The sequence below is a fragment of the Streptomyces sp. NPDC002104 genome (assembly GCF_053593795.1).
In genome coordinates this window covers 24,357-48,919 of record NZ_JBSFDF010000043.1, presented here as the reverse complement: position 1 = coordinate 48,919, position 24,563 = coordinate 24,357, and the positions used below count along the sequence as shown (strand labels likewise).

The 24,563-nt window shown below is 70.1% G+C and carries 25 protein-coding genes, 2 tRNA genes and 1 pseudogene; 16 read left to right on the top strand and 12 right to left on the bottom strand.

The features are described 5' to 3' along the window. Positions 1-59 precede the first annotated feature (59 nt). From ACWCP2_RS28880 to ACWCP2_RS28850, 7 genes are all read right to left on the bottom strand, one after another. Positions 60-1,598, bottom strand: a complete 1,539-nt coding sequence (locus tag ACWCP2_RS28880) for an MFS transporter (protein ID WP_450911502.1) — start codon at positions 1,596-1,598, stop codon at positions 60-62. A 196-nt stretch (positions 1,599-1,794) separates the two neighbouring features. Then, a complete protein-coding gene (locus ACWCP2_RS28875) occupies positions 1,795-2,358 on the bottom strand; it encodes a TetR/AcrR family transcriptional regulator (protein ID WP_450911501.1) in 564 nt (187 codons plus the stop codon). A 169-nt stretch (positions 2,359-2,527) separates the two neighbouring features. Beyond that, positions 2,528-2,956, bottom strand: a complete 429-nt coding sequence (locus ACWCP2_RS28870; RefSeq protein ID WP_450911500.1) for a MaoC family dehydratase — start codon at positions 2,954-2,956, stop codon at positions 2,528-2,530. Position 2,957: 1 nt separating this feature from the next. Beyond that, positions 2,958-3,452 carry an FAS1-like dehydratase domain-containing protein gene (locus ACWCP2_RS28865; RefSeq protein WP_450911499.1) on the bottom strand — a complete coding sequence of 165 codons (495 nt, stop codon included), beginning with the start codon at positions 3,450-3,452 and terminating at the stop codon, positions 2,958-2,960. A 115-nt stretch (positions 3,453-3,567) separates the two neighbouring features. Beyond that, entirely contained in the window at positions 3,568-3,732 is a 165-nt protein-coding gene (rpmG, locus tag ACWCP2_RS28860) for a 50S ribosomal protein L33 (RefSeq protein WP_003956487.1), read from the bottom strand. Positions 3,733-3,820: 88 nt separating this feature from the next. Next, a tRNA-Met gene (locus tag ACWCP2_RS28855) sits at positions 3,821-3,893 on the bottom strand. A 48-nt stretch (positions 3,894-3,941) separates the two neighbouring features. Next, positions 3,942-4,014 (bottom strand) — tRNA-Thr (locus ACWCP2_RS28850). Between the two features lie 737 nt (positions 4,015-4,751). On the opposite strand from ACWCP2_RS28850, the gene ACWCP2_RS28845 reads away from it, so the two are divergent. Together ACWCP2_RS28845 and ACWCP2_RS28840 are read left to right on the top strand one after the other, a co-directional pair. Further along, positions 4,752-6,086, top strand: coding sequence for an amidohydrolase family protein (locus ACWCP2_RS28845; protein WP_450911498.1), 1,335 nt, complete (start codon positions 4,752-4,754; stop codon positions 6,084-6,086). Positions 6,087-6,140: 54 nt separating this feature from the next. Further along, the gene (locus ACWCP2_RS28840; protein WP_450911497.1) at positions 6,141-6,797 is read left to right on the top strand and encodes an SDR family oxidoreductase; all 657 of its coding nucleotides are present in this window, start codon (positions 6,141-6,143) and stop codon (positions 6,795-6,797) included. A gap of 108 nt (positions 6,798-6,905) precedes the next feature. Here the strand turns inward: ACWCP2_RS28840 and ACWCP2_RS28835 are convergent, their stop codons facing one another. The 3 genes from ACWCP2_RS28835 to ACWCP2_RS28825 form a co-directional block, all read right to left on the bottom strand. Continuing rightward, positions 6,906-7,301: a DUF3574 domain-containing protein gene (locus ACWCP2_RS28835; RefSeq protein WP_450911496.1), complete on the bottom strand. Its 396-nt coding sequence runs from the start codon at positions 7,299-7,301 to the stop codon at positions 6,906-6,908. Positions 7,302-7,396: 95 nt separating this feature from the next. Beyond that, positions 7,397-7,726, bottom strand: a complete 330-nt coding sequence (locus ACWCP2_RS28830) for a hypothetical protein (protein ID WP_450911495.1) — start codon at positions 7,724-7,726, stop codon at positions 7,397-7,399. Between the two features lie 688 nt (positions 7,727-8,414). Continuing rightward, positions 8,415-9,146 (bottom strand): hypothetical protein, encoded by a 732-nt coding sequence (locus tag ACWCP2_RS28825; protein WP_450911494.1) that lies wholly within the window; start codon positions 9,144-9,146, stop codon positions 8,415-8,417. A gap of 316 nt (positions 9,147-9,462) precedes the next feature. On the opposite strand from ACWCP2_RS28825, the gene ACWCP2_RS28820 reads away from it, so the two are divergent. After that, positions 9,463-9,900: a GntR family transcriptional regulator gene (locus tag ACWCP2_RS28820; RefSeq protein ID WP_450911493.1), complete on the top strand. Its 438-nt coding sequence runs from the start codon at positions 9,463-9,465 to the stop codon at positions 9,898-9,900. Positions 9,901-9,925: 25 nt separating this feature from the next. Continuing rightward, positions 9,926-10,489: an HD domain-containing protein gene (locus ACWCP2_RS28815; protein ID WP_450911492.1), complete on the top strand. Its 564-nt coding sequence runs from the start codon at positions 9,926-9,928 to the stop codon at positions 10,487-10,489. Here ACWCP2_RS28815 and ACWCP2_RS28810 read toward each other — a convergent pair. Then, complete coding sequence (locus tag ACWCP2_RS28810) at positions 10,482-10,955, bottom strand: NUDIX domain-containing protein (protein WP_450911491.1); 474 nt, start codon at positions 10,953-10,955, stop codon at positions 10,482-10,484. The two genes, ACWCP2_RS28815 and ACWCP2_RS28810, sit on opposite strands and share 8 nt — an antisense overlap. A 2-nt stretch (positions 10,956-10,957) precedes the next feature. After that, positions 10,958-11,650, bottom strand: a complete 693-nt coding sequence (locus tag ACWCP2_RS28805) for an XRE family transcriptional regulator (protein ID WP_450911490.1) — start codon at positions 11,648-11,650, stop codon at positions 10,958-10,960. A 1,040-nt stretch (positions 11,651-12,690) separates the two neighbouring features. On the opposite strand from ACWCP2_RS28805, the gene ACWCP2_RS28800 reads away from it, so the two are divergent. The 12 genes and pseudogenes from ACWCP2_RS28800 (at position 12,691) to ACWCP2_RS28745 (ending at position 24,453) form a co-directional block, all read left to right on the top strand. Then, positions 12,691-12,960, top strand: coding sequence for a DUF6284 family protein (locus ACWCP2_RS28800; RefSeq protein WP_450911489.1), 270 nt, complete (start codon positions 12,691-12,693; stop codon positions 12,958-12,960). Beyond that, positions 12,957-13,283 carry a DUF6303 family protein gene (locus ACWCP2_RS28795; protein ID WP_450911488.1) on the top strand — a complete coding sequence of 109 codons (327 nt, stop codon included), beginning with the start codon at positions 12,957-12,959 and terminating at the stop codon, positions 13,281-13,283. Before ACWCP2_RS28800 ends, ACWCP2_RS28795 begins: the two co-directional genes overlap by 4 nt. After that, positions 13,280-14,322 (top strand): annotated as a pseudogene (locus tag ACWCP2_RS28790) (DUF2637 domain-containing protein). Before ACWCP2_RS28795 ends, ACWCP2_RS28790 begins: the two are co-directional and overlap by 4 nt. Next, the gene (locus tag ACWCP2_RS28785; RefSeq protein ID WP_450911487.1) at positions 14,319-14,684 is read left to right on the top strand and encodes an RRQRL motif-containing zinc-binding protein; all 366 of its coding nucleotides are present in this window, start codon (positions 14,319-14,321) and stop codon (positions 14,682-14,684) included. The pseudogene ACWCP2_RS28790 and the gene ACWCP2_RS28785 overlap by 4 nt, the downstream one beginning before the upstream one ends. Positions 14,685-14,763: 79 nt before the next feature. Beyond that, positions 14,764-16,377, top strand: coding sequence for a hypothetical protein (locus tag ACWCP2_RS28780; protein ID WP_450911486.1), 1,614 nt, complete (start codon positions 14,764-14,766; stop codon positions 16,375-16,377). Further along, on the top strand, positions 16,377-18,479 hold the full coding sequence (locus ACWCP2_RS28775; RefSeq protein WP_450911485.1) for a hypothetical protein: 2,103 nt from the start codon (positions 16,377-16,379) through the stop codon (positions 18,477-18,479). Before ACWCP2_RS28780 ends, ACWCP2_RS28775 begins: the two co-directional genes overlap by 1 nt. Before the next feature lie 216 nt (positions 18,480-18,695). Further along, positions 18,696-19,181 (top strand): hypothetical protein, encoded by a 486-nt coding sequence (locus ACWCP2_RS28770; protein ID WP_450911484.1) that lies wholly within the window; start codon positions 18,696-18,698, stop codon positions 19,179-19,181. Positions 19,182-19,589: 408 nt separating this feature from the next. Further along, complete coding sequence (locus ACWCP2_RS28765; RefSeq protein WP_450911483.1) at positions 19,590-20,276, top strand: SAM-dependent methyltransferase; 687 nt, start codon at positions 19,590-19,592, stop codon at positions 20,274-20,276. After that, positions 20,273-21,157 (top strand): bifunctional DNA primase/polymerase, encoded by an 885-nt coding sequence (locus ACWCP2_RS28760; protein WP_450911482.1) that lies wholly within the window; start codon positions 20,273-20,275, stop codon positions 21,155-21,157. Before ACWCP2_RS28765 ends, ACWCP2_RS28760 begins: the two co-directional genes overlap by 4 nt. Further along, positions 21,154-21,465 carry a hypothetical protein gene (locus ACWCP2_RS28755; RefSeq protein ID WP_450911481.1) on the top strand — a complete coding sequence of 104 codons (312 nt, stop codon included), beginning with the start codon at positions 21,154-21,156 and terminating at the stop codon, positions 21,463-21,465. Before ACWCP2_RS28760 ends, ACWCP2_RS28755 begins: the two co-directional genes overlap by 4 nt. Further along, complete coding sequence (locus ACWCP2_RS28750; RefSeq protein WP_450911480.1) at positions 21,465-22,712, top strand: DUF3631 domain-containing protein; 1,248 nt, start codon at positions 21,465-21,467, stop codon at positions 22,710-22,712. Before ACWCP2_RS28755 ends, ACWCP2_RS28750 begins: the two co-directional genes overlap by 1 nt. A gap of 379 nt (positions 22,713-23,091) precedes the next feature. Next, complete coding sequence (locus tag ACWCP2_RS28745) at positions 23,092-24,453, top strand: tyrosine-type recombinase/integrase (protein WP_450911479.1); 1,362 nt, start codon at positions 23,092-23,094, stop codon at positions 24,451-24,453. Positions 24,454-24,563: the final 110 nt, after the last annotated feature.

Sequence of the window (24,563 nt, the reverse complement as noted above, 5' to 3'; positions counted from 1 at the left end):
GGCGGCTGCGGTCCCCCCGCCGGCCGCCGCGCGGGCACCGGCCGGCGAGCGGGACCCGCTCAGACGGCCACCTTCTCGGGGCCGTGCCCGCCGGCCGGGACCGGGCCGCGGCCGTCCGCCGGCAGGCCGTCCGAGGGCCGGGCGTCCGAGGCCGGGGCGTCCGAGGCCTGGCCGTCGGCCCCCGGCTCCGCCGTCGGCAGGGACTGCGCGGCCCGGGCCTTCTCCGCGACCCGGCCGGGGAGCAGCAGGGCCAGGAGGGCCGCCACGGCGACGGCCGCGGCGCCGATCCAGAGGGCGGGGACGGTGCCGTCGGTGAAGGTCTGGCCGGACTCGTAGCCGCCCCGGGCGGAGAAGACGGAGGCGAGGACGGCGACGCCGAGGGCTCCGCCGACTTCGCGCAGGGCGCTGTTTGCGCCGGCGGCCTTGCCCTGGTCGGCGGGGGCGACGGTGGACATGAGGGCGTTGGAGGCGGGGGCGAAGAACAGGCCCATGCCGATGCCGCTGATGATCAGCGCCGGGAGCTGGGCGGCGTAGGAGACGTCGGTGCTCAGGATCAGGGCGAACCAGCCGAGGCCGACGGCCTGGAGCGCCAGCCCGGCGACCACGACGGGGCGGCTGCCGATCCGGTCGGAGAGGATCCCCGAAATCGGGGCGGCGATCATGGGCATGGCAGTCCAGGGAAGCATGCGCAGGCCGGCTTCGGTGGGCGAATATCCGAGAACGCCCTGGAGGAACTGGCTCAGCAGGAAGATCGAGCCGAACATCCCGACGAACATCAGCAGGCTCGCCATGTTGATGCCGAAGAAGCCCCGGTCGCGGAAGAGCCGCATGGGCAGCACCGGGTTGGCGTTGCGGAAGCCGTGGTGGACGAACCCGCCGACGAGCGCGGCCCCCACGAGCAGGGCGGCGAGCACGGGGAGGCTGGTCCAGCCGTGTGCGTTGGCGTTGACCAGCCCGTAGACGATGCCGAAGAGCCCGCCGCTGATGAGGAGGGTGCCGGGGACGTCGAGCTTCGCCTGCGGGGCGGTGGACTCGCCGAGCCGCATCCGGGAGAGCGGGATGAGCGCCAGCCCGATCGGGACGTTCAGCCAGAAGATCCACTGCCAGGAGATGTGCTCGGTGAGGCTGCCGCCGATGAGCGGCCCGCTCGCCACGGCGAGCCCGGTGAGGGCTCCGTAGATGCCGAGTGCCATTCCGCGCCGGGCGGCGGGGACGGCGACGGTCAGGAGCGTGAGCGAGAGCGGCATCATGATCGCCGCGCCGATGCCCTGGACGGCCCGGGCGGCGATGAGCTCGTCGATGCCGGGCGACAGGGCCGCGGCGGCGGAGGCGGCGGTGAACACGCCCGTACCGGCGATGAAGAGCCGGCGGCGGCCGAACCGGTCACCGAGGGCGGCGCCGAACATGAGCAGGACGGCGAAGGTGAGCGTGTACGCGTTCACCGTCCACTCCAGGTCCTCCAGCTTCCCGCCGAGGTCCTCGCGGATGGAGGGGAGGGCGGTGGTGACGACGAGGTTGTCGAGCGCGGCCATGAAGCTGGCGGCTCCGGTGATGACGAGGGCCCAGACAGCGGGCCCACGAAGCTTGGCGTCTTGCATGCTTCCCCCAAAACTAGTTATTGATCACTAACTTTGACGGGCAGAGCTGAGCCCCGCTCCGCGGCCGGTTCACGGACGCGACGGACCGGCCGGACCAGCCGCTCCTTGCTGCTCATTGCCTGCCGCTTGCTGCTTGCTGCTTGCCGCTTGCCGCTTGCCGCTTGCCGCTTGCCGCTGACTGCCTAGTGCTTAGTGCTTACTGCTCGCCACTCGGCCGGACACCCGGGTAACAGCCGTCCCAGACCCGATGCCCGGGCGGGAACCCCATGGCGGACAGGGTGTTGATCAGCATCCCGTAGGCGAGGAAGGAGGTCGTCTCGTTCACGTCCGCCCCGAGCGGCACGTGCAGGGTGTCCCACAGCTCCATCCAGGCGGCCCGCACCATCTCACCGAACTCGGGCTCCCCGGCCGCTTCGGCGGCGGCGACGGTCACGTACGTCTGGAGCTGCATCTGCAGCTTGTCGGGCTGATCGGCGATCAGGTTCATGTACGCCACGCTCATCGCCTCGACCGCCTCCTCACCCTGGAGGCCCTTGGCGGCTTCCTCGAAGACGCGCCGGATGTCCTCCATGCAGCGGGCGGCGGCGGCCAGGAAGATGGCCTGCTTGTTCGGGAAGAGCCGGAAGAGGTAGGGCTGGGACACCCCGACACGCTTGGCGATCACCTCGGTGGAGGTCCCGTAGTACCCGCCCCGCGCGAACTCGCCCATCGCCGCCAGGATGACGCTCTCGCGCCGCTCTTCCGCACTCATCCTTGCCATGCTTCAAAGTTAGTGCTCAATCACTAACCCCGCAAGCCCTCCCCTGAGAAACCCACCAAAAATGCCCTGACCTGCGAGTTTCCTCGCAGGTCAGGGCCCTGTGGGTAACGAAACGCAGGGGGCTCAAGAGGCCACCCTGTGAGCACCCGAGCCGGGGCTCTCGGGGCGCCTACGCGAGAGCGACCACCGCGCGCGACATCCCCAGCACCTTCTGCCCGGCGCTCATGGCCGTCAGGTCGACCCGCACCCGGTTGTCGTCCAGCTTGGCCGCGACCTTGGCCGTGACCTCGATCAGCGCGCCCTGCCCGTCGTTCGGAACGACGACCGGCTTGGTGAACCGCACCCCGTACTCGACGACCGCGCCCGGGTCGCCCGCCCAGTCGGTCACCACGCGGATCGCCTCGGCCATGGTGAACATGCCATGGGCGATCACGTCGGGCAGTCCGACCTCGGTGGCGAACTTCTCGTTCCAGTGGATCGGGTTGAAGTCGCCCGACGCGCCCGCGTACCGCACCAGCGTCGCCCGCGTGACGGGGAAGGACGCCGCCGGCAGCTCGGTGCCGACCTCGACGTCGTCGTACTGGATCTTGGCAGCCATCTCAGGCCTCCTCGGGAGCGGAACCGGCGGCGGGAGCGGCGGCGGCAGCGGGCTCGGGCGCCCGGGAGACGAGCTTCGTCCAGGCGGTCACCACGTGCTCGCCGGACTCGTCGTGGACCTCACCGCGGATGTCGATGACGTCGTTGCCCGCGAGCGACTTGATGGCCTCGATGGTCGAGGTCACCGTCAGCCGGTCACCGGCCCGCACGGGACGGGTGTACGCGAACTTCTGGTCTCCGTGCACGACGCGGCTGTAGTCCAGCCCCAGCTGCGGGTCGTCGACGACCTGGCTGGCCGCCGCGAACGTGATGGCGAACACAAAAGTCGGCGGGGCGATCACGTCCTGGTGACCGAACGCCTTGGCTGCTTCGGGGTCCGTGTACACCGGATTGGCATCACCCACGGCGACCGCGAATTCGCGGATCTTCTCCCGGCCGACCTCGTACGGATCGGTGGGCGGGTAGCTCCGCCCCACGAAGGACTGGTCGAGCGCCATGACTCCCTACCTCCCTGTTGAAACGATCTCTCGAAACGACACAAGGCCGCCCCCAATGAAGGGGACGACCTCATGACGGTATGACTGTGCCTGTTGTACGAGACTTCGCCAGTTGTTAGCGGGTCTCGCGGTGCGCGGTGTGCGAGTTGCAACGCGGGCAGTGCTTCTTCATCTCAAGACGGTCCGGGTTGTTACGCCGGTTCTTCTTGGTGATGTAGTTCCGCTCCTTGCACTCCACGCAGGCCAGCGTGATCTTCGGGCGGACGTCGGTGGCAGCCACGTGAGTGCTCCTTGACGGACAATTGGACGGATGAACGCATAAAAGAGTAGCCGATCGGGAGACCGACCCCGCAATCGGCTACTGTGTGTAGCGGCGACCGGACTTGAACCGGTGACACAGCGATTATGAGCCGCTTGCTCTACCGACTGAGCTACGCCGCTTTGATGAGATCCGCTCCCCACCCGAGGGTGGGGAACCTCTCTCACCAGAGCCCCAATGCGGAATCGAACCGCAGACCTTCTCCTTACCATGGAGACGCTCTACCGACTGAGCTATTGGGGCGAGCGAGGAAGACATTACACGGTTGCCCGCCGATCGCCCAAATCCTTTGCGGCGCCTGGCCTCGGAGCACCACGCCCGCCTTTCTTGATCCGCGGGAAACGCCCCCCGGAGCTCTCTTCCGACGCCTTTCACCCCGAAAGGTGTCAGGCATCACATCCCCGATCACCCGACCCCCACCCTGAGTCACCCCGCAGCGGCTCCGTGGCGGGGACACCACCCCCGACGGCCTTCGGACCGGCGTGGGCCGTGCCCCGGCTCCGGGACGGGCGGGGCTCCGGCTCCGGGACGGGCGGGGCTCCGGCTCCGGCTCCGACTCCGGCTTCGGCCGGCTCCGAGCTCGCTCGGGTCGGGTACTGGCTCCGGCTTCGGCTTCGACTCCGGCTTAGGCCCGGCGGCGACTCTGGCTTCGGCCCGGCGGCGGTCGGGCCCCCGGGCCGGGCCCCGGCCCCGGCTCGCCCCTCAGGGCCCGGCCCCGACTTGACCCCCGGGCCCGGCCCCGACTTGACCCCCGGGCCCCGCCTCGACTTGCCCCCCGGGGCCGGCGCCCCAGTCCGTTCCGGCCCGACACCCAGGTCGGGCCCCGCGGGGGCCGGTCCACCCAGACGCACCGGTACGACTATTGCCCTCCTCCGCGAAGCGGGCACCCCCGCCCCCTAGGCTCTGAGCACGCTGCGTGATCTTGGGCCGCGGGCCGCGGCCACGGCCCCAGGAACCGCCCGAGCCACCGCAGGAGCGCGATGTCCGACAGCCCGCCGCAGCAGCCGTCCCACTCCCCGCGCAACCGCCCCGGCAGCGGCCAGGGCCAGGGGCAAGGGCAGGGGCAGGGCCCCGGCCCCGAGGGCCCCCAGGGAAGCCCGGGCCCGGCGGCCCCCGAGTCCACCACCCTGCTCCTCACCGGCGCCCGCCTCACCGACGGCCGGAGCGTCGACGTCCGCCTCGGCGGCGGCCGGATCCAGGCCGTCGGCACGGCCGGCAGCCTGCCCGCCGCCGCGGGAGCCCGCGTCGACCTCACCGGCTACCTGCTGCTCCCCGCGCCCGCCGAGCCCCACTCCCACGGGGACACCGCCCTGACCGCGGACAGCGAGGGGCCCGTCTCCTACTCCCCCGACGAGGTGCAGCGCCGCGCCACCGAGGCGGCCCTGCTCCAGCTCGGGCACGGCGCCACCGCCGTGCGGTCTCACGTGCGCATCGGCGACGTGCACGGCCTCGGCCCCCTGGAGGCCGTGCTGCAGGCCCGCCGCTCCCTGCGCGGGCTCACCGATCTCACCACCGTCGCCGTTCCCCGCCTGCTGACCGGGGTGGCCGGGGCCGACGGGCTCGCCATGCTGCGCGACGCCGTGAAGATGGGCGCCTCCGTCATCGGGGGCTGCCCCGACCTCGACCCCGACCCCACCGGTTTCCTCGAAGCCGTACTGGAACTGGCCTCCGAGCACGGCTGCCCCGTCGACCTGCACACCGACGGCGACGACCCCGCCCGCCTGTCCCGGCTCGCGGCCATGGCCGGCGGACTGCGGCCCGGGTTCTCCATCGGGCCCTGCGGCGGTCTGTCCCGGCTCCCGCTGGACGTGGCGACCCGGGCCGCCGACCAGCTGGCGGCCGCCGGCGTCGGGGTGACCTGCCTCCCCCAGGGCGATTGCGCGGCCCTGGAACGGCGGGGCCTGCGCACCGCCCCCGTACGCCTGCTGCGCGCCGCCGGCGTGCGCGTCGCGGCGGGCAGCGGGGCCCTGCGCGACGCGGGCAACCCGGTCGGGCGCGGGGACCCGCTCGAAGCCGCGTACCTCCTGGCCTCCCAGGGCGGGCTGCGCGCCACCGAGGCCTACCACTCGATCGCCGGCGCGGCCCGCGAGGCGATGGCGCTCCCCGAGGTGCGGGTGGAGGCCGGCTTCCCGGCGGAACTGCTCGCCGTGCGCGGGGAGCGGATCGCGAGCGTGCTGTCCCTCGCGTACAGCCGGATCGTGATCCACCGCGGGCGGGTGGTAGCCCGGACGAGTGCCGTACGGGAGTACTGCGACTCCGCCGTCGCGGTGGCCCTGGACCTGCCACGGCAGGGCCGTATGGAGCCCGGCCCCTGAGGGTTCACCCCTCGTTCCCGGGCGCGGGCGCCCGGCTCGTCGTACGGTCGTGGCATGCGCATCGTCATCGCGGGTGGACACGGTCAGATCGCGCTGCGGCTGGAGCGCCTGCTCGCCGCGCGCGGATACGAGGTCGCGGGCATCATCCGCGATCCGGCACAGGGCGACGACCTCAGGGAGGCGGGCGCCGAACCGGTGCTGTGCGACCTGGAGTCGGCGTCGGTCGAGCACGTGGCGGGCATCCTGCAGGGCGCGGACGCCGTGGTGTTCGCGGCGGGCGCGGGTCCCGGCAGCGGGGCCGGGCGCAAGGACACGGTGGACCGGGGCGCGGCGGTGCTGTTCGCGGACGCCGCCGAACGGGCCCGGGTACGCCGCTTCCTGATGGTCTCCTCGATGGGCGCGGACACCCGCCACGGGGGCGACGAGGTCTTCGACGCGTACCTCCGCGCCAAGGGCGAGGCCGACGAGCACGTCCGCACCCGGCTGGGCCTGGAGTGGACGATCCTGCGCCCGGGCTCGCTGACCGACGACGCGGGGACGGGACGGGTCCGCCTGGAGGCGCGGACGGGCCGCGGGCCGGTCCCCCGCGACGACGTGGCGGCGGTCCTCGCCGAGCTGATCGAAACGCCGGCGACCTCGGGCCTCACCCTGGAACTGATCGCGGGCTCGACGCCGGTCCCGGTGGCGGTCAAGGACGTGGCGGGCAACTAGGCCGCCGTTCCCCGGCCGGAATCCGGCCGGGGAACGGGGCGGGCGAACAGCCGGCCGACCGGCCGGGAAGTCCGCGGGTCGGAAGTCGGCGGCTCAGAGGTCGGCGGGTCAGAAGTCGGCTTTCAGGCGGTCGTCGGACCGGCCGACCGAATCCTGCTGGAACCGCTTCTCGTAGGCCTCGCGGATCCGCTCGATGCGCGCGCCTCGCTCATCGGCCTCCTTCTCCGGGTAGAGCAGCACCACCTCGTAGGAGGTCTCCCGGATGACCTTCCCGTCCCGCTGCCACTGGCCGCGCCCGTCCTGGAGGGTCAGCCCCTCGGGGAAGGCGGGGGTGATCTCGCGGTCGAGGAACCCCATGAACTCCCGCTCCCCGACCGGTGGACGGCCGTCCGGCCGCTCGGTGCCGAAGTAGAGCCGGGTCTCCTGGTAGGGATCCCCCACATCGCCGTTCAGTGCCGCTCCGACCAGGGCCGGGATGCCCGCTCCGAGCAGGGCGATGAGCACCCCGCCGCCGACCTTTCCACGCGAGTCAGAAGTCCATTTCACGCCGGATGAACGACCGGAGCCCCCCATCGGCACGCCCGCTGCGCCCTATGGGCTCATGCCGTTTCCAGCCTGCGCCGCCACCACGGATCCCCCGGCGGGGCGTACGGATCGTTGAGCGTGCGGTCGAGGAACCGCGCGTCGAGCGGTGCGAGCACGGCCCGGAGCTCCCGGGCGGCGCGACGGGTCAGGGTGAGACAGAAGACCTCCAGGGTCTCCCGGTGGTCGCCTCCCCAGGACGGCTGGCAGCAGGGGCAGTCGTCGTACCAGTTCGGGTAGAGGATCCAAGACGGTCCTCGCCCGTACACGGTCGCGCGCCAGGCGGTCAGTGCCCGATGGGCAGCGCCGGGCTCGTACCGGTGGCGTTCGACGCGGGCGATTTCCACGAGGGTGCGGGAGGAGACTCCGGGAACGACGGCCCGGTCGCCCTTTCGGGACCTCCGGCGTGGCAGGTCCGACCGGACCCGCGAGGGCGCCTTACGCGCCATGGCCCTTTCGGCCGCTGATGCTCATCATGGGAACACCATGCCCTACGGGACCTGGTGGCTCCCACGGGATTTTCCGGTGTACGAGAAAACCCCCGCCCATCGCATTTCTGCAATGAGCGAGGGTCTCACTCGCGTGGCGGCGCCAGGGTTCGAACCTGGGTAGGCTGAGCCGGCAGATTTACAGTCTCCCGTGTTGGCTACGCCCATACCCGTTCTGACCTGCGGCGAAAGCAACGGTTCGCCTCGGCTACCTGCCGGCCGTCCGCACCTCGTCCTGATCTTGCATTCCGTGCGGCCGCTAGCGCCGCCGGAGCTTCTTGAGCTTCTCCTCAGCAGTCTTCTTACGACGCTGCTCCGCGTCGTGGGCAGACCACTTGCCCTGATGCTGCCAACAACGGGATGTGCGACCCATTACGTCCCGTGTGCACGGTCGGTTCTTTTTCGTGCGCCACCCGCATTTGGGGCCGGCCATCGTGCCACCGCCGATCGTGTGCGCTGGTCATACGGACCTCGGCATCGTCCCGCTCGGCCCCGCGATGTGGGAGGCGCAGACGAGGCGGACAGAGGCACGCCCCGGGCGCCTGCACTAGTGATCAGGCAGGGCCGACACGATCGCCGCCAGGGCGGCAACAACTCCTGCGACCGCGGTAGCGACAGAGACCTTCAGGGGAGCAGTTAGCCGCGTCCACCAAAAGCCTCGTTGAACCTCATCCACCACATCCAAGGCAGCCCGATCTACCCAATTCTGCACCAACGAATTAGAAGCAACCGAAATCACTAGCACGCTAGCAATTACAGCGATAGGCATGTCCAGTAGTGCTATTTCACTGCGGGGGGTTCGAGCAATCTGAATCCAGTAAGCGACAAGGACGACGGCCATCACCGACCCCTTCGCGATGGCACCCTTCATTCCGCCAGGTCGCGAATCCTCAGAACCGCCTAGGGCGCCTAGTATCTCCCTCAATCTTGCGGCTTGCCCATACACCCACGTCGCATCACCACCGGACAGTTCGACGCTCACCCGATCTTCTTCGATGAGAACCACCACCCGGCGCTGCAAGGAGTCGACCGAAGCCTCCAGCCGGAGGTTGCCCCAAGCTGTCGAAATTGGCGCGGGGTTCGCTATTTGAATCGCATCAATCAAACCGGCCAACGTCGGTTGACGGTACCGCGTACTGGCCATCTGAGTCGAGAATTCAACCGATTCGACAGGGATACTTTCGGATGCTACGCCGAATATCCTATCCAGATCACTCCGACCAATCCTGCATCGATAGAAGAGGAGTCGCATCTCGGTTTGCTGGGATGGCAGAGTCATGCTCACCATTATGTCGATCACCCCCTCTGAAGGAGGGGTTGTTGGGCAAGAAGACGGAGCCGGTGCAGGCGCCGGACAAGACCCTGACAATGTCACCGCCGGGGAGTGGGCAAGCTTCTGACCGCCCAGCCCCGGCCGGGCTCCTCCCCGATCTATCGCCACGGCCAGCGATGGCGCTGCAGGTCGGCCAGGTCCCCCTGGGCAGCCCTACATTGCCCATCACTCCAGCCACTCCCCCACAGGCCGCGACGTGCGAAGCTGGACCGCGCAGGTGATGTAAGCCAGACGCCCACGCACGGCGGTAGAAGGAGGAAGCGTGCCGAACCCCAGCCCGCGCGGGACGTACTTGACGATCTCGGAGGCTCTGCGGGCGAGGATCGCTGAGGGGGCCTATCCCGATGGCCTTCCGTCCGAAGCGGAGATCGGGCGAGAGTTCGGCATCGCCCGCACGACAGTCCGCCGTGCGCTTCGGGCACTAGAGGAAACCGGCGACGTGACCACCGTCGCCGGCGTCGGACGCCAGGTCGGCAGCGGGGCCCAAGTGGCGCCGTACCGCCGGATCATGGCGGACCTTCTGGAGCGAATTCGGACAGGGGAGCTGGCCGCTGGCGCTCGGCTTCCGAGCGAGGCCGAGCTCTCTGAGTCCTACGGAGTCGCGCGCGGCACCATCCGCCGCGCCGTGCACGAACTCGAAGGCGCCGGGCACGTTCACGCTCAGCACGGAGTAGGGCGGTTCGTGGGCCCGGCAACCTGACACTCGACGGCTTGGGGGAACTCGTATGCAACTGGCCAAGTGGGCTCATGATCTCGCGGAGTCCCTACTCGCCGAAGACCTGCCGACTAGGTGGGCCCATTCCCAGCGCGTCTTCTCGCAGGCCCTGACACTGGCCCCGGCGCTTGGCGAGGACGCGGAACTACTAGCCGCAGCGGCCATTGCGCACGACGTCGGATACGCCCGCGCCGCCGTGGATACGGGGCAACACATGATCGACGGAGCTCGCTATCTACGCGACGTGGTGGGTGCCGACCCCCGACTGTGCAGCATCGTGGCCTTCCATACCTCTTCCCCATGGGAGGCCTCTGAGCTGGGCCTGAGCGAGATGCTGGCAGAGTTCGGCCCCGCAGATCCCGTACTGGTGGACGCAATCACCTACTGCGACCTGACTAGCAGCCCCGTGGGCGCGCTCGTGGATCCGGCGGAGCGGCTGACCGAAGTTCTCGACCGGTACGGCCCGGAGCATGTGGTGTTCCGGGCCGTATCCGCGGCCCGGCCCGAACTGCTGGACCGAGTCACCCGCGTGCGTCAGCGCACCTTCGAGGCGGAGCAGTCCAAGCTCAGCTAATCCGGGGAAGGGGTGAGTCGCGGAAGCCTTCCTCCAGCCGCCGGCGAGTGGTAGGCGACACGTCAAGGGAATCCATGTCCACGCGCGGAACCCACCGCACTTCCAGAGATTCCGAACTTACCCTGATCTCACCGCCGACCGGTCGGGCCCGGAAGCAGAGCGAGAACTCCTGACGGACCTCACCGTCCGCGAACGCGATGACATGGCCGGGGTCAGTGAAGATGCCGACCAGGCCGACCACCTCAACCTGGATCCCGGTTTCCTCCAGAACCTCACGGACGACCGTTCCCGCGATGTTCTCCCCGACCTCCTGTACTCCCCCCGGCATTCCCCACCGACCATTGTCCGATCGGCGCTCCATCAGCACATCACCCGCATCGTTGATGACGAATGCCGTCACCGCGGGCACGATGCTGTTGGCCTTCGGCGCATTGGGATCGTTGATGTAGTCCGTACGGCGACTCATGCTCACCTTTCAATGGGGACAGCTTCGGACCAGACCTTCTCGAAGCTCTGCTGATATGTGGAGACCAGCTCAGCACCGGCGACCTTACGCAGATGGAGGACCGGCGTAAGGGGCGCACTCACCCCGTACACCTGCGTGTTCACCAACCACTCGTCGTCAGAGCGGTAGAGCGAGTTGTGCAGAGTCGACCGGTGGAGACGGAATTCGATCCCCGAAACGGAGTACAGGGGGCGATAGAGCTTCATCACCTCGCGAACCTTGTAGGCCACGCCTTCGCCGATTTCCTCCTCATCCCCTCGGCGCCGGATCTCTGGGCTTTCCGGGTCTCCGAGCAGAATGCGTGCCCGGACACCGCCTGACGCCTTCAACCTGAGCAGCTGCGGCCAGCGCGGGTTCTCGGCGAGGAAGACACCCGCGTGCACCAGCACGCCGATCTCTCGTTCCGCCCGGCCGAACAGCTGGAGCCACAGGTCCGCCGGCACGTAGGAACGGTGCGGGTAGACCTTCAACACCTCGGCATCCGCAGCGTCCTTACGCTGCCCGTCCGGCAGGCCATCGGGCCATAGGTAGCCCTCGTCCTCCCGGAGGAATGCCGAGATGGCAAGGCGGTGGCGCCGGTATGGCGCCCGCCCTTTGGTGATCCAGCGTTCCACCGTCTTGGGGTCGACCCCAAGGTGTTCCGCCAGGGCATCCACGGCGACGCCTTGAGTCAGCATCGCGGACCTTAACCGCTCGTTCGCCATCCCACCCCCAGGGACGTCCAGGGACGTAGTCGCCCCTCAGAACGCTATCGAGGACGTCCCAAGTCGTCCAGGGACGTGGTGACTTCGTCCCGCCCTTCGGCGGCACTCTGATGTCACACCACAGGACGGACCGGCTGAGGCGAAGAGCTTGACAGCCTCAATCGAAACAGCCAACCTGGGAGACATGTTCAAGCATGTATCTCATGCGGTGGGCGCAGCTACTCGGCGCTGACCTGCATGGATACCTGTCAGAGCTACGAACGCAGTACCTCGGCGTCCGGCGTGTCCCGTGCTTACGGGAGCCCTTCGGGGTTACCGCACCCGTCGGAGAGTCACCGGCTTCATCTTGAGAACTGAAGAGTGATCGTGCGGGGCTGACGCGAGTCGGCGGTCGCGGTAGGTGCCTAGGGCGAGGGTCCGGGGGCAAACCGCCGCGATGGACACCGGCTCCCCCTATGCGCTTGGCAGGCGCCACCCGGACTTGGGTGTGGGGAGGCACAGCGTGGCCCCAACGCACGTGGCGGCAAGAGTGAGACCGCCCCCGTGACGACCGGGAGATGTCGTCGGCGGCACGCCACCCTGCACCAATTCGTGCAGGCCGCCTGCTGGCGTCAGAGCAGTGACGATGACGCACCGATCAAGGCTCGGGACCCCCGCTGCAGCAACGGCGGTGGCGAAGCCTTCCCTCACCCGCATCCTCCACGGAGGCAGCAGTGATCCGCTTAAGACCCTGGGCCCCGCCCGCACTGGACCGGTGCGAGCAGGAGCGCCCCTCGCGTCGTTCGGCCCTTCCGCCGCACTGATAGTGCGGCGGCCGGTTGCCTCCTCTGCCCGTCCGGCACCCTTCCGGGGTGTCGTACCGGCGGGGTTGAGGGGAGCCGGAGCCGGTAAGCCGGCCGCTCCACCCCTATCCGAACGTAGTGCAGCCCCCGGCGCTGGAACGCCGGAGGCTGCTGTTCGGGCCCCGTTCCTCCGCCGAAGGAGCTAGACCCATGAAGTCCATCGTCGCACTTCAGGACGTTGTTACCCCGTGGTCGGACGGCTTGGAGCCGTCGGACGCGGAGCTGGACGCGATCGAGGTCGAGATGCCGCTGATCCTGGCGGAGGTCGACCTGCTCGACGCGCTGATCTCCCAGCTTGACCGGCCGGCGTCCGAGTTCGACGCGCGCCGGATCCGCCGGGCCCGCAACCGGGTCCTGGCGGCCCGGCGGGACGCGAGCGACCGCACCGCCGACACGAGCATGCCGGGGGACGCGGCATGAGCAAGCAGATCTTCGGCGCGCAGTTGTCCCTGCGCTGCTGCGGTACCACCGCCCTGGACGGGACGACCGGCCCGTGCTGGCAGCTGTATGTGGCCCAGACCGGTCTGGTCAGTGAGTGGCCCACCTTCACCTGGCCCACCTCCACCGCGATCCCGAACGTCATGGCGCGCCAGGCGGCGCTGGCATACCTCGGGTTCACGCTCGCCGAGAACGCCGAGTGGGAGTGGCAGGAGAGCACCAGCCCCGACTACCACCGCCACCCGGAATGGGTCCTCCTCCTGGGTTCGGTCAAGGTCCGGGCGCTGGAAGGCGAGGCGCCATGAACGACGTTCACCTCCGTTCAGCGGAACGCGCGCTGGCCGTGGGCACGTGGCTGATCGTCGGCGGGGCGATGCTCTACTCCGTCCTAACTGTCACCCCCCTGATGGCCGCACACACCGCCCCCGAGTGGCGGTGGACCGCGCCAATCCTGCCGCTCGTCGTGGATGCGGCGGTGGTCATCGTGGTCCGTCTCGACTCCGTCCTGGCCCGCCTCGGCGGACACGGCGGGGCCTGGCCGGTCGCCCTGCGGTGGATGACCGGCGCCATGACCCTGGCCCTGAACATCGGGGCATCCGCGCTGGTCGGGGACCTGGTCGGTGTCGCGATCCACTCCGTCGCACCGCTCCTCCTCATCGTCACCGCTGAGGCTGGTCTCGCCTACCGGCGGGCCATCACCACCGCAGTCCGGGCTTGAAGGCCGACCAGCGGGCCGAAGCGCAGGCCCGCACGAAGGCGGCCGAGGACAGGGAGGAAGCGCGTCAGCAGCGGGTGCGTGAACGCCGTGAGCATGAGGCGGCGCTCGCTCGTGAACAGCGTGAACACGAAGCCCGACTCGTCCGCGAGGAAGGTGAGCGGCAGGACCGGATCCGGCGCGAAGAGCAAGCCCGCGCGGATGCCGTCGCGGCCGCTGAACGTGAGGCGCGTGAACGCGGTGAACGCGAGCGTGAACAAGCTCAGGCCGAGCGTGAACAGGCCGAGCAGCGGGCCGTACAGCAGCGCGAGCTGGAGGCCCGGCAGCAGGCCGAGCGTGAACGCCGAGCACGTGCCGACCAGGCCGAGCGTGAACGCCGTGAACGCGAGCATGAACAGGAACGGATCGAGCGTGAACGCGCCGCCCTCCTCGCCGCCGGACCCCCGCCCGAGAAGCTGAAGGAAGGCCAGGCCCTCGTCACGGTCCGGGCCGCGTTCGACGCGGGACTGCCCGTGCGGGTGGCCGCTGAGCTGACTGGATGGTCCGTCGGCTGGGCCTCCGGCCGCTACCAGGAACTCCGCGAAGCGAACAGCTCCACCGCCCAGGCTCTTGAAGGGGCCACCTCGTGACGCCCGCCCCGCTCAGTGCCGCGGATACCTTGCCCGTCTACACCTGGCGCCTGGCCCCCGACGGCCTGGCCACCCGCAGGCAGTTGCGGGCCGCGGGCCTTCGCCCCGGCGGACAGGACGTCGTCGCGCAGGTGGAGCGGCCCCGCTACCGGCGCGGGCCGCTGGTCGCCTTCCTCTACCGGATAGAGCTGGCACGCCCGGTCCGGCCGATGACGCCGGCCAAGGCCGCGGCTCTGGCGAAGGCGAACACGGCCCGCCGAACCTGCCCGACCTGCCGGACGGATGCCGGGTACGTGATCCCGGCCTCGCTCGGCATGTGCGTCCCGTGCGCATACCCCGATGACGAACAGTGCGTCGCCTGAACCACCTCAGCAGGGCCCGACCAGCCGCCTCCTACAGCACCGGCCGGGCCCTCTTCTCCCTTGAAGGAGCACGTTCAGCATGACCGAAACGACCGTCGAACCGCAGGCACCCCAAGAAACCACCCCCACCTCGGCCCCGACCGAGCCCACCGCCACGGCCAAGGCCAAGGAGGTGGAGCACACCCCGGGCGGTTTCCCCGTGGGCCCCTTGTCCCTGACCGGGACGAACACCGCGGCTGGACTCCTGGCCACCGCCGCACTGGCCGGCGGCCCCATCGCCGCTGCGATCGCCATGACCGGCGCTGCCGTCCTGGGCACCGCCGCCGCCCACCAGCACAGCAAGGACCGCAAGAAGAAGCCCGCGGCCAAGCCCACCCCGGCCGCCAACCGCACCGCAGGCGGGAGTCAGGGCCGCAGCAGCCTGGGCAGGATCCCTTCCCAGCCCCGCACTAGCCCCCGTACGGGTGGGGGATCCGGATCCCGCCGGAGTGCTGGCGGGCAGGCCCGCCACCGCGCGGCTGCCGCGTCCGGTGTCCGGTCTGCGGGCCGGTCCGGGGCCTCGTTCAACAAGGTGGGAACGCCGTCGGCCCGTCAGCGGGCCGGACAGGCCGCTGGTCGACTGGCCGGTGGCCGGGCCGGATCGGTCCGCGAATTGCGTTCGCAGGCCAAGACGCAGGCCCCGACCCGATCCGCCGCCCGCACGGCCGCAGTTCAGGCACGCCGGCAGGTGGCAGACACCCGGCGGGCCGCGAAGGCTGCCGAGCGCGCCGCCTCTGCCAGTACGAAGGCGCGTGGTCCGGCTGCCCGCACCCTGGCCAAGTCCATGGGCAAGGCCGCCGCTGTCCGCGACAAGGCCGTTCGCGCTGTCCGCTCGATGCGGGACCGCAGCGCGGGCCGGGCGGTCACCAACGGCCGGGCCGGCGTTCAGGACAAGGCGTTCCGCAACCGGGTCAAGCAGCTCGCCGCACCCGCCCGCAAGGCGACGCGGAAGGCTCTGCGCAAGTCCGCGGCCCGCTTCCACGCCCGCCGGGCGATGGCCGGCGTACTCGGCGCGCTGCTGGGCGCCATCGGCCTGCTGACCACACCGCTTGGCCGAAAGCTCGGCTGGGCCTGGCTCCAGAATCCCGGGCGCCGCCTCTACCGGCGTCTCCTGGCCCGTGCCGAGGACGAGCGCCACGAGCGTGACCTCGGTATTGCCGCACAGCACGACGCGGACATGGAAGAGGTCCTGGCCGAAGCCAGGATCGAGCAGGAGGCCGAAGGCGACCTCCTCGGTGACCGTGCCGCCCGTCCCACCAAGAACGTTCCCGCACCTCCCGCCAGCCAAGGAGTCGACGCTGTGAGCAACGTTTCCGGGTTCAAGTTCGAGGAGCACGCCGCCGACATGCAGGCCGCGGCCCACCTGTACGAGCCGGAAGGCTGCATGGAGATCCTCGCGATGGTCGAGGGCCTGCCCGAGGCTCTGGAGTCGATCGCGCACGTCATGCAGATCCTCGCCGAGCGCTCGGACACCGAGTTCCCGCTGGAGAAGGAAGTCGCCGACGGCTTTTCCGACATCTACGGCGCCATCAAGGCCGCGGCCGCCGTTGCCGAGGACCTCGGGCCGGTTTTCCGCCGCGTCCACGAGCAGGACATCGCCCGCCACGAGGACCCCCGCAACGGCCCCGAGGCCGAGAAGGGCTGGAACGTCTGATGACCGCCACCTCCACCATCGAGCACCACGGGCTCGCGCTGGACTGGGCCGCCGGCCACGGCCCCGTCACCGGCGCCCTGTCCGCCACCACCGGCATGTACGCCGTCTCCACCGTCGGAACCCTCGCCCATATGCCCCCCACCTGGGCCCTCGCGGTCGGAACGGTCGGGGCGATCGGGCACACCGCGTCGGGGCTGCGGCAGAAACTCGCCGCCCGCACCATCGGCGCCCGCGCCGCCTCCTGGCTCGTAGGCTCCGGCTGGACCACGTGGGCGCTGGCCACCGGCCCCCTGAACTGGACCGCCCTCGGCTCCCTCGCCGTGATCGGCGTCAGCATGGGCGCCGCCGCACGCTCCGTCGGCTTCTACGAGGAAGCCCGCGAACTCGAAGCCATCGCCGCCACCGAGCGGCAGGTCGCCCGCGAACTGTCCGCCGACCGGCGGGCCATCGCCGCCGAGTGGGTCGATCGCGTTCAGCGGGTCTGCGGGATCACCCTGCGGATCGTCGCGGTGGAGATGTGGCCGACGAACACGGGCTTCACCATCGACGCCGAACTCCCCGCCGGCGGCACCACCTACGACCGCATCGCCAAGGAGAACGCCCGCCTCTCCGCGGACGCGAGGCTGCCGCACGGCTGCACCGCCGCCGCCTCCCCGGGCATCGACCAGGGACGCGTCCTCATCGACGTCACCACCGTCAACGTCCTCGCGGCTGAGGTGCCCTACCCCTCCGACTACAGCCCACTGTCGATCCACACCGGGATCCCATGGGGCTACCGCACCAACGCTGACGCGATCCTCACCTACCTGCGCGAGCAGTGCGCCCTCGTGGTCGGGCCGACGGGGTCGGGCAAGACGAACATGGTCCACGTGATCCTGGCGGGGTTCGCCCGCGCCGACGACATCCTGACCTGGGTCATCGACCTCAACGCCGGATCCGCCGGCCTGCCCTGGATCCGCCCCGCAATGGACGGCTCCGGCCAGGGAACCGCGGTGCGGCCCGGGATCGACTGGCTCGCCGCCAGCCACGAGGAAGCCCACCTGATGCTGGACGCGGCCCTGCGGGTGGGCAACTACCGCAAGCGCGCCTACCAGGACCTCATGGCCAAGGCCAACACCGACCTCCTGCCCATCAGCCACGAGATCCCGCAGATCATGCTCCTGATCGACGAGGGCGCGGAGATCCTGATCAGCCGGGACCCGGAAACCCGCAAGCTCGCCAAGAAGATCCTCGAAGTAATCCGGATGCTCCGCGCCATGGGCATTCGCACCGTCCTCACCGCACTCGGCGCCACCGGAGCGGTCCTGGGGGACATGATGATCCGCCGCGAAGCCAAGACCCGCGTCGCCCTGACCGGCGGTGCCACCGAGGGCATGGACCTGTCCAAGCTGTTCCCCGGCGGGACCGGCCTGCGGATCGAGCAGGCACCCCACAAAGGCACCGGCTTCATGGGCACCCCCGAATCCCCCGCCGCGCTCTTCGGGACCTGGCGGATCCTCCCCAACCAGATCGGCGACATCGTCCGCGCCACTTCGGAACGGCACCCGTACCTGGACGCCGTCTCCGCCAAGGCCGCGGGCCCGGACTATGCCCGCCGCTGGGACACCGCCCGCACCTCATGGATCACCGAACACCAGCACACCACCCCGCACCCCGACCGCAGCACGCAGGTCGCTGCTCCGACAGGCCGGACGGGTACGGGTCTGAACCTGTCCGCGCACCGCGAGCAGGCCCCGGCCGTCGCAGAGACGAGCGGCGTGGACGCGGAGTTCGAGCGGCTCATGTCCGTCGAGTTCGCGCCCGAACCCAACCCCGAACCTCGGCAGGAGTCGGAGCAGGAGGCGCCGCGGCGGCCGGGGCTGAACCTGTCCGCGCATCGTGGCGAGGGCGGGCGGGAGTCCGGGCCGGGCTGGCTTCCGGAAGCGGTCACCGCGATCTACGCGGCCGGGACCGAGGGCATGAAGCCGGCGGCCGTCGCGGACCTCGTCGGCAAGGACCGCAAGACCGTCCGCGCCGCCCTCAGGGCCGCCGCCGAGCGAGGCGAGCTGGTCTACCGAGACAACGGACCGCACTCCGTCTACGTCCACCCCGACCACGCCTGACCGTTCACAGACAGCTACTGGGTAGTGGGTAGTGGGGCACACCCCACTACCCAGTAGAACACCCCACTAGCGCCCCCACAGGCCCTCAACAGGCCCTTTCTACTGGGGACCCCACTACCCAGTAGCCACACCCCACTAGAACCACGCAGAGCGACCACCCACAGCGGGCGGCCCCACCACCACGGGGGCCGCCCGCACCGCGTCCAGGAGCCTGCAATGCCCTATGAGCACACGATCCAGAGCGCCACCCCTGCCACCCGCTACGGCGACCCCATCGTCTACCCGACCGCGATCCACCAGCCCGGCATGCTGCCCACCGAACTCCCGCCCGGAGTCGAGATGGTCACCCTCCCCGGCGGCTACCGCACCCTCGCCTACACCCAGCCCACCGCCCCCGCCCCGGCCGCCGCGCAGCCGGTACCGGCGTGGGCCAAGACCACCGCCCTGCTCGCCCCGACCGTCGGCGGCGGGGTCGCCGCTGCCGGGTTCGGGATCTCCTACGCCGCCCCGGGACTGATCGCCATGACCGAAGCCCTCTGGGCCGCCATCGCCCTCATCGCCGCCGGCACCCTCGCACCCCTCCTCCTCCGCGCCGGACGCGGGTCGAGCGGTCGAGGTGCGGCGCCCGTACAGCACGTCACCCAGAACATCACCGCGTCCGGCATGTTCGGCCGTGCCACCGGCACCCTCAACAACCGCTGAGGCGTCAGAGTTCGCCGAGTTCCTCGTCGAGTCGGGTGGGCCAGTTCTCGTGGCCCAGGTCTGCTGCCATCAGCAGGTCTCGCCAGTCCGTCAACGCCAGCTGCACCGCGTTCCGGACCCGGTGAACGTCCCCGCGTGCGAAAAGCACCACAGCGGCCGTCAACCGCTCCGGAGTCGTCCCGCGGATGCCCTCCGAACCCAGGTCCACGACGAGTCCGCGTAAAGCTCCGACAACGCCCTGTGCGGCTTGGGCGCTCGGGAAGTCCGTCCGGATACGCCGATGTAGGCGCTCCGTGACCACATCAGCCAGCACTTCAAACACCCCCGAAGTAGGTCAGCGCGGCCGTCTCTCGCCAAAGCTACGGCCGCGCTGTCTCCCAGCACTCACGAGAACTGGAGACATCCAGCATGACCCAACCCACCGACATCCCGCGAGAGCGGCAGCCGCGCCTCCTGGACGCGTTCTGCTGCCAGGGCGGCGCCGGCATGGGCTACTACCGCGCCGGTTTCGACGTGACCGGCGTCGACAAGGACGCCCAGATCCGCTACCCGCTCGGCTTCCACCAGGGCGACGCGATCGGCTTCATCCTGAAGTTCGGTGCGGGCTTCGACTTCATCCACGCCTCCCCGCCCTGCCAGCACGACACCGACTGCCAGCGTATCCAGGGCAACACCCACCCCGACCTCATCGCCCCCACCCGCGAAGCGCTCAACGCCACCGGCCGCCCCTGGGTCATGGAGAACGTCCGGGGCGCCGCCCACAAGCTCCACCGGCCGGTGATGCTCTGCGGGGCCATGTTCGGCCTGGAGACCTACCGGCACCGGTACTTCGAGACCGGCGGAGGCTTCACCCTCACCGCACCCGAGCACCCGGCCCACACGGTGCCGCAGGCCAAGATGGGCCGCCCGATCCCCAAGGGCTGGTTCGGGCAGTTCGTCGGGAACTTCTCCGGCGTCCCCCACGCCCGCCGCGTCATGGACGTCCCGTGGATGAACCGCGACGGGATTCGTGAGTGCATCCCTCCGGCCTACGCGGAGCACATCGGCCGCCAGGGCCTCGCCCAGCTCGCCCCGGCCAGGGCGGTGGCCGCATGAGGACCACAACCGAGCACCTGCGGACCGCGCTCTGGCTCACGGAACTCGGCCTGCCCGTGCTGCCCCTGCGGGAGGGCAAGCTCCCCTTCGGGAACTGCCTGGACTGCACCGGCTCGGCGTGCGGGGACCGGCCCCACATGAAAGCCGCCGGACCCTGCCACTGCCCGGCCCCCTGCCACGGCTGGGCCGCCGCCACCACCGACCCTGACATTCTCACCGGACCCGCCTGGTCTCTGGCCTGGCGCCAGGCCGGAGCGGTCGCCTACTACCCCGGCGGCGCTCACCTCACCGTCGTCGACCTCGACAACCCCGACGCGATCGCCTGGGCCCGCCAGAACCTGCCCGCGACCAAAACGGTGCCGACAACCCGGGGTGAGCACTGGGTTTTCCGGGGCGCCATGCCGTCTGCGAACAACGTGCGGCCCGGAGTCGACATCAAGTCCCTCATGGCCTACGCCGTGTGGCGCGGCCCCGGCACCGGCCCCATCAACACCCTGTCGGACATCGTCCGGGCGCTGGTCGTGAGGGAAGAGTCCACCCGGCCCCTTCGCGGGGAGGTGGCCTCTTCGTCTCCCACCCGCGCCACCTGGGACCGCTCGGTCGCCACCGGCTGCCGCCACACCGACAACTTCGTACAGACCGGTCTCACCCGGGGACTCGCCCGGATCACGTCATGCCACGAGCAGGGCGCCGGCAGCACCGCCTACGGGGTCGCCCGCTTCCTCGCCAACCAGCACACCGGATGCCCCGGTCCGTGCGGGCTGGAGATCCTCGGGCGCCAGGTCATCGAAGCGGCCGCCGCCGTTGGCGTGCCCGAGAGGTACGCCGAGCGTGCGGTCACGCGCGGCGGACTTGGCGTTGTGGCGGTGAGGGCGGCGTGACCACCGGCCCCCGGTCCGCCGAACCGGCCGGTGCTACGGACGGCATTGGCGCGCCGAAGGTCGTCGCCGAAGGCGTCCCTTCATCTGTTCGCTCGAACCCGTCCTTCGACGACGGGCGCCGGCCTGTCGCCTGGCTCCACATCAGCGCCCCCGGCCGCGGCGCCACCCCGTCGGCCCGCTCGTGGTGCTCATGCGGACGCGACCTCTTCGCCGCCGGCCAGAGCCGCGCGCTCGCACTGATCGACGACCACGTGCGCCACCGCACCGTCTGCCCCCAGCTCGTATCTCAGGAAGGGAAGGCCGCCTGATGAGCGACCCGACCATGCCCACCGAACCGACCAACGGCGCCGCGCTGCTTGATGAGGTGGAGGCCTTCCACCGCCGCTTCAACGTCTTCCCGAGTGAGGCCGCCTACGTGGCTGTGACCCTGTGGGACGCGCATGCCCACTTGATCGAGTGCTTCGAGATCACCCCCCGGATCGCATTCCTTTCTCCCGAGCCCGGCTCGGGGAAGTCCCGCGCTTTGGAGATCATCGAAACGCTCACTCCTCGGTCCGTCACCACGGTGTCCGCATCCGCGAACGCGCTGTACCGACTCGTTGGGATGCCCGAGGGACTGCCTACTGTCCTCTTCGACGAGGTCGACACCATCTTCGGGCCCAAAGCGGGGACCGATGAGGCTCTCCGCGGCTTCCTCAACGCCGGCTACCGGCGCACCAGCGGTGCCGTGCGGTGCGTCGGCGAGGGGTCCAACCAGAACGCGCAGGTCTTCCCCTCCTACTGCGCTGTTGCCATGGCCGGGCTCGGTTCCCTGCCCGACACCGTCCTCAGCCGCTCGGTCATCATCCGCATGCGGAAGCGTGCTCCCAACGAGACGGTCGAGCCCTACCGGCAGCGCAGGGACCAGAAGGTGGGCAACATCCTGCGCGACCGCCTGGCCAAGTGGGCCGACATCGTCCGCGATCGTGTCGCTGACGCCTGGCCGGAGATGCCCGAGGGCGTCACCGACCGCCCCGCCGACGTCTGGGAGGCCCTTCTCGCCGTCGCTGACGCCGCCGGCGGGCGCTGGCCCGAGCGGGCTCGCGCGGCCTGCCTGGAGCTGGTCCACTCGGGCCAGGACAATGACGAAGCCTCCTTCGGCGTCCGGCTCTTGACCGACCTGCGCGACAAGGTGTTCTGCGGAGCAGACCGCATGCCCACCGCCGTGATCCTCGAATGCCTCCTCGCCCTGGACGACTCCCCGTGGGCCGACCTGGACGACAAGCCCATCAACTCCCGCACCCTCGCCCGGCTGCTCGGCCAGTACGTCACTCCGGGCAACAAGCCGATCAAGCCGCGTGGCATCCGCACCCCTTCCGGCTTCCCCAAGGGCTACTACGCCGAGGACCTCACGGACGCCTGGATGCGGTACTGCCCTCTCGCCCCTCAGGAATCCGCCACGTCCGCCACGTCCGCCACACCGCAGGTCAGCGGGGGTGAACGTGTGGCGGATGCCCTTTCGGTGGCCGCCACACGTCCCGGCTCACACGCCACACCTCTCACGGTCGTCCGCTAGCTCCGCGTCCCCCGGCGCCGCCGCACCCTGCCCGGTATGGCGGCGTCGATCCGCCACACATCTGCCATCCGCCACAAACTCAGGCTCCTGACCTGCGATGTGGCGGCGTGGCGGACGTGGCGGATCCGTCAGAGCGAAGAGACCAGACACGGCTCGAACCAGGAGGAGACAGACCCTTGGCTACATCCCGACGCCAACGCAAGCCTGTGGACGAGTGGCTGCCCCTGACGCAGGTACTCGAAGAGCTCGACATCACCCGCGCCACTTGGTACCGGTGACGAAACCGTGGGTACGGCCCCGCGGCGCACCGGCTCCCCAACGGTCACATCAGGGTTCGACGCAGCGCCCTGGACGCCTTCAACAACGAGCTGGAGGCTGCGTGACCGACTGGAGCTACACAGTCAAGATGTGGGCCATCCGCAAGCGGCCCTACCGGAAGCCCTACCAGCTGCGGTGGCAGGTAGGGATCCGACCCCACTCCGAGTCGTTCCTGACCCTCGGGCTCGCCGAGAGTCGGCGCGCGCAGCTCATCACCGCAGCGCGGGCCGGGGAGCCCTTCGACGTCGACAGTGGGCTCCCCCGGTCGCTGATCCAGCGGGAGAAGGACATCCCCTGGTACCAGCACGCCCGGAACTACATCGAGATGAAGTGGGACCACTCCCCGGCCAGCACGCGAAAGACCCTGGCCGAGGCCATGGCCACGGTCACGATGGCCCTGGTGAAGGACACGAAGGGTATGGCCGAGCCGAGCGTCGCCCGTCGCGTGCTCTACAGCTGGGCCTTCAACGTGCACCAGTGGGACAAGGAGCAGCCGGACGAAGTGAAGGCGGTGCTGGCATGGTTCGAGCGGAAGTCCGTTCCCGTGTCAGCCCTCTCTGAGCGGATGCTCGCGCGGAAGGCCCTAAACGCCTGCACCAAACGGCTGGACGGGAAGACATCCGCAGGGTCCGTCATCACCCGGAAGCGAGCCATCTTCCATCAGGCTCTCGGCTACGCGGTGGACGCGGAGCTGCTCGCGGAGAACCCACTCCATTCTCTCCAGTGGTCGGCTCCCGAGAAGGTCGACGAGCAACTCGACCGTGCGTGCGTGCCCGGTCCAGAGCTCGCCGAGCAGCTGCTCGCAGGAGTTCGATCGCAGGGAGCACGGGGACGCCACCTGGAGGCCTTCTTCGCCTGCATCCTCTACGCCGCTGCCCGCCCCGGGGAGACGGTGGGGCTGCGCGCCACGGACTTCCACCTGCCCCGGCGAGGGTGGGGGACGGTGTGGCTGCGGGAGAGTCGACCGCGCGCCGGTCGGTCCTGGACGGACTCCGGTGAGGCCCACGACCGGAAGGGACTCAAGCACCGGCCGCGGAGCGCCATACGGCAGGTCCCGATCCCGCCTCAGCTCGTGTCGCGGCTGCGCTGGCACATCACGGTGCACGGCGTCGCGGCGGACGGCCGGCTCTTCCAGACGAGCCGCGGCGGCATGGTTCAGGAGAGCGGGTACGGGGAGGTGTGGGCGGAAGCCAGAGCCGAGGTTCTCAGCCCTCGGGATCAAATCTCCAAGCTGGCGAAACGGCCTTATGACCTTCGCCACACGGCGGTGTCGACCTGGCTCAGCGCCGGGGTGGAGCCGCAAATCGTCGCCGAGCGGGCCGGCCACAGTCTGGCGGTGCTCTTCCGGGTGTACGCGAAGTTCCTGAAGGACGGGGAGGAGGCAGCGAACGCCAAGATCTCTGCACGTTTGGACCGTAAATAGGACGGGCCTCAGGATGGGTCCGGCGCCCAGCCCCCGCTTCAACGCTGTGCTGCCGCCAGGTCCACGCTGGCGGCAGCCACAGCTGACGAGGCCGCAAGGCGCACGGAGGC

Coding starts and splice junctions, on each gene's coding strand:
- ACWCP2_RS28780 (WP_450911486.1), top strand. CDS start 14,764: ATGACCGAAACGACCGTCGAACCGCAGGCACCCCAAGAAACCACCCCC.
- ACWCP2_RS28880 (WP_450911502.1), bottom strand. CDS start 1,598: ATGCAAGACGCCAAGCTTCGTGGGCCCGCTGTCTGGGCCCTCGTCATC.
- ACWCP2_RS28765 (WP_450911483.1), top strand. CDS start 19,590: ATGACCCAACCCACCGACATCCCGCGAGAGCGGCAGCCGCGCCTCCTG.
- ACWCP2_RS28815 (WP_450911492.1), top strand. CDS start 9,926: ATGCAACTGGCCAAGTGGGCTCATGATCTCGCGGAGTCCCTACTCGCC.
- ACWCP2_RS28760 (WP_450911482.1), top strand. CDS start 20,273: ATGAGGACCACAACCGAGCACCTGCGGACCGCGCTCTGGCTCACGGAA.
- ACWCP2_RS28845 (WP_450911498.1), top strand. CDS start 4,752: ATGTCCGACAGCCCGCCGCAGCAGCCGTCCCACTCCCCGCGCAACCGC.
- ACWCP2_RS28840 (WP_450911497.1), top strand. CDS start 6,141: ATGCGCATCGTCATCGCGGGTGGACACGGTCAGATCGCGCTGCGGCTG.
- ACWCP2_RS28795 (WP_450911488.1), top strand. CDS start 12,957: ATGAGCAAGCAGATCTTCGGCGCGCAGTTGTCCCTGCGCTGCTGCGGT.
- ACWCP2_RS28810 (WP_450911491.1), bottom strand. CDS start 10,955: ATGAGTCGCCGTACGGACTACATCAACGATCCCAATGCGCCGAAGGCC.
- ACWCP2_RS28770 (WP_450911484.1), top strand. CDS start 18,696: ATGCCCTATGAGCACACGATCCAGAGCGCCACCCCTGCCACCCGCTAC.
- ACWCP2_RS28870 (WP_450911500.1), bottom strand. CDS start 2,956: ATGGCTGCCAAGATCCAGTACGACGACGTCGAGGTCGGCACCGAGCTG.
- ACWCP2_RS28750 (WP_450911480.1), top strand. CDS start 21,465: ATGAGCGACCCGACCATGCCCACCGAACCGACCAACGGCGCCGCGCTG.
- ACWCP2_RS28875 (WP_450911501.1), bottom strand. CDS start 2,358: ATGGCAAGGATGAGTGCGGAAGAGCGGCGCGAGAGCGTCATCCTGGCG.
- ACWCP2_RS28825 (WP_450911494.1), bottom strand. CDS start 9,146: ATGACTCTGCCATCCCAGCAAACCGAGATGCGACTCCTCTTCTATCGA.
- ACWCP2_RS28865 (WP_450911499.1), bottom strand. CDS start 3,452: ATGGCGCTCGACCAGTCCTTCGTGGGGCGGAGCTACCCGCCCACCGAT.
- ACWCP2_RS28775 (WP_450911485.1), top strand. CDS start 16,377: ATGACCGCCACCTCCACCATCGAGCACCACGGGCTCGCGCTGGACTGG.
- ACWCP2_RS28800 (WP_450911489.1), top strand. CDS start 12,691: ATGAAGTCCATCGTCGCACTTCAGGACGTTGTTACCCCGTGGTCGGAC.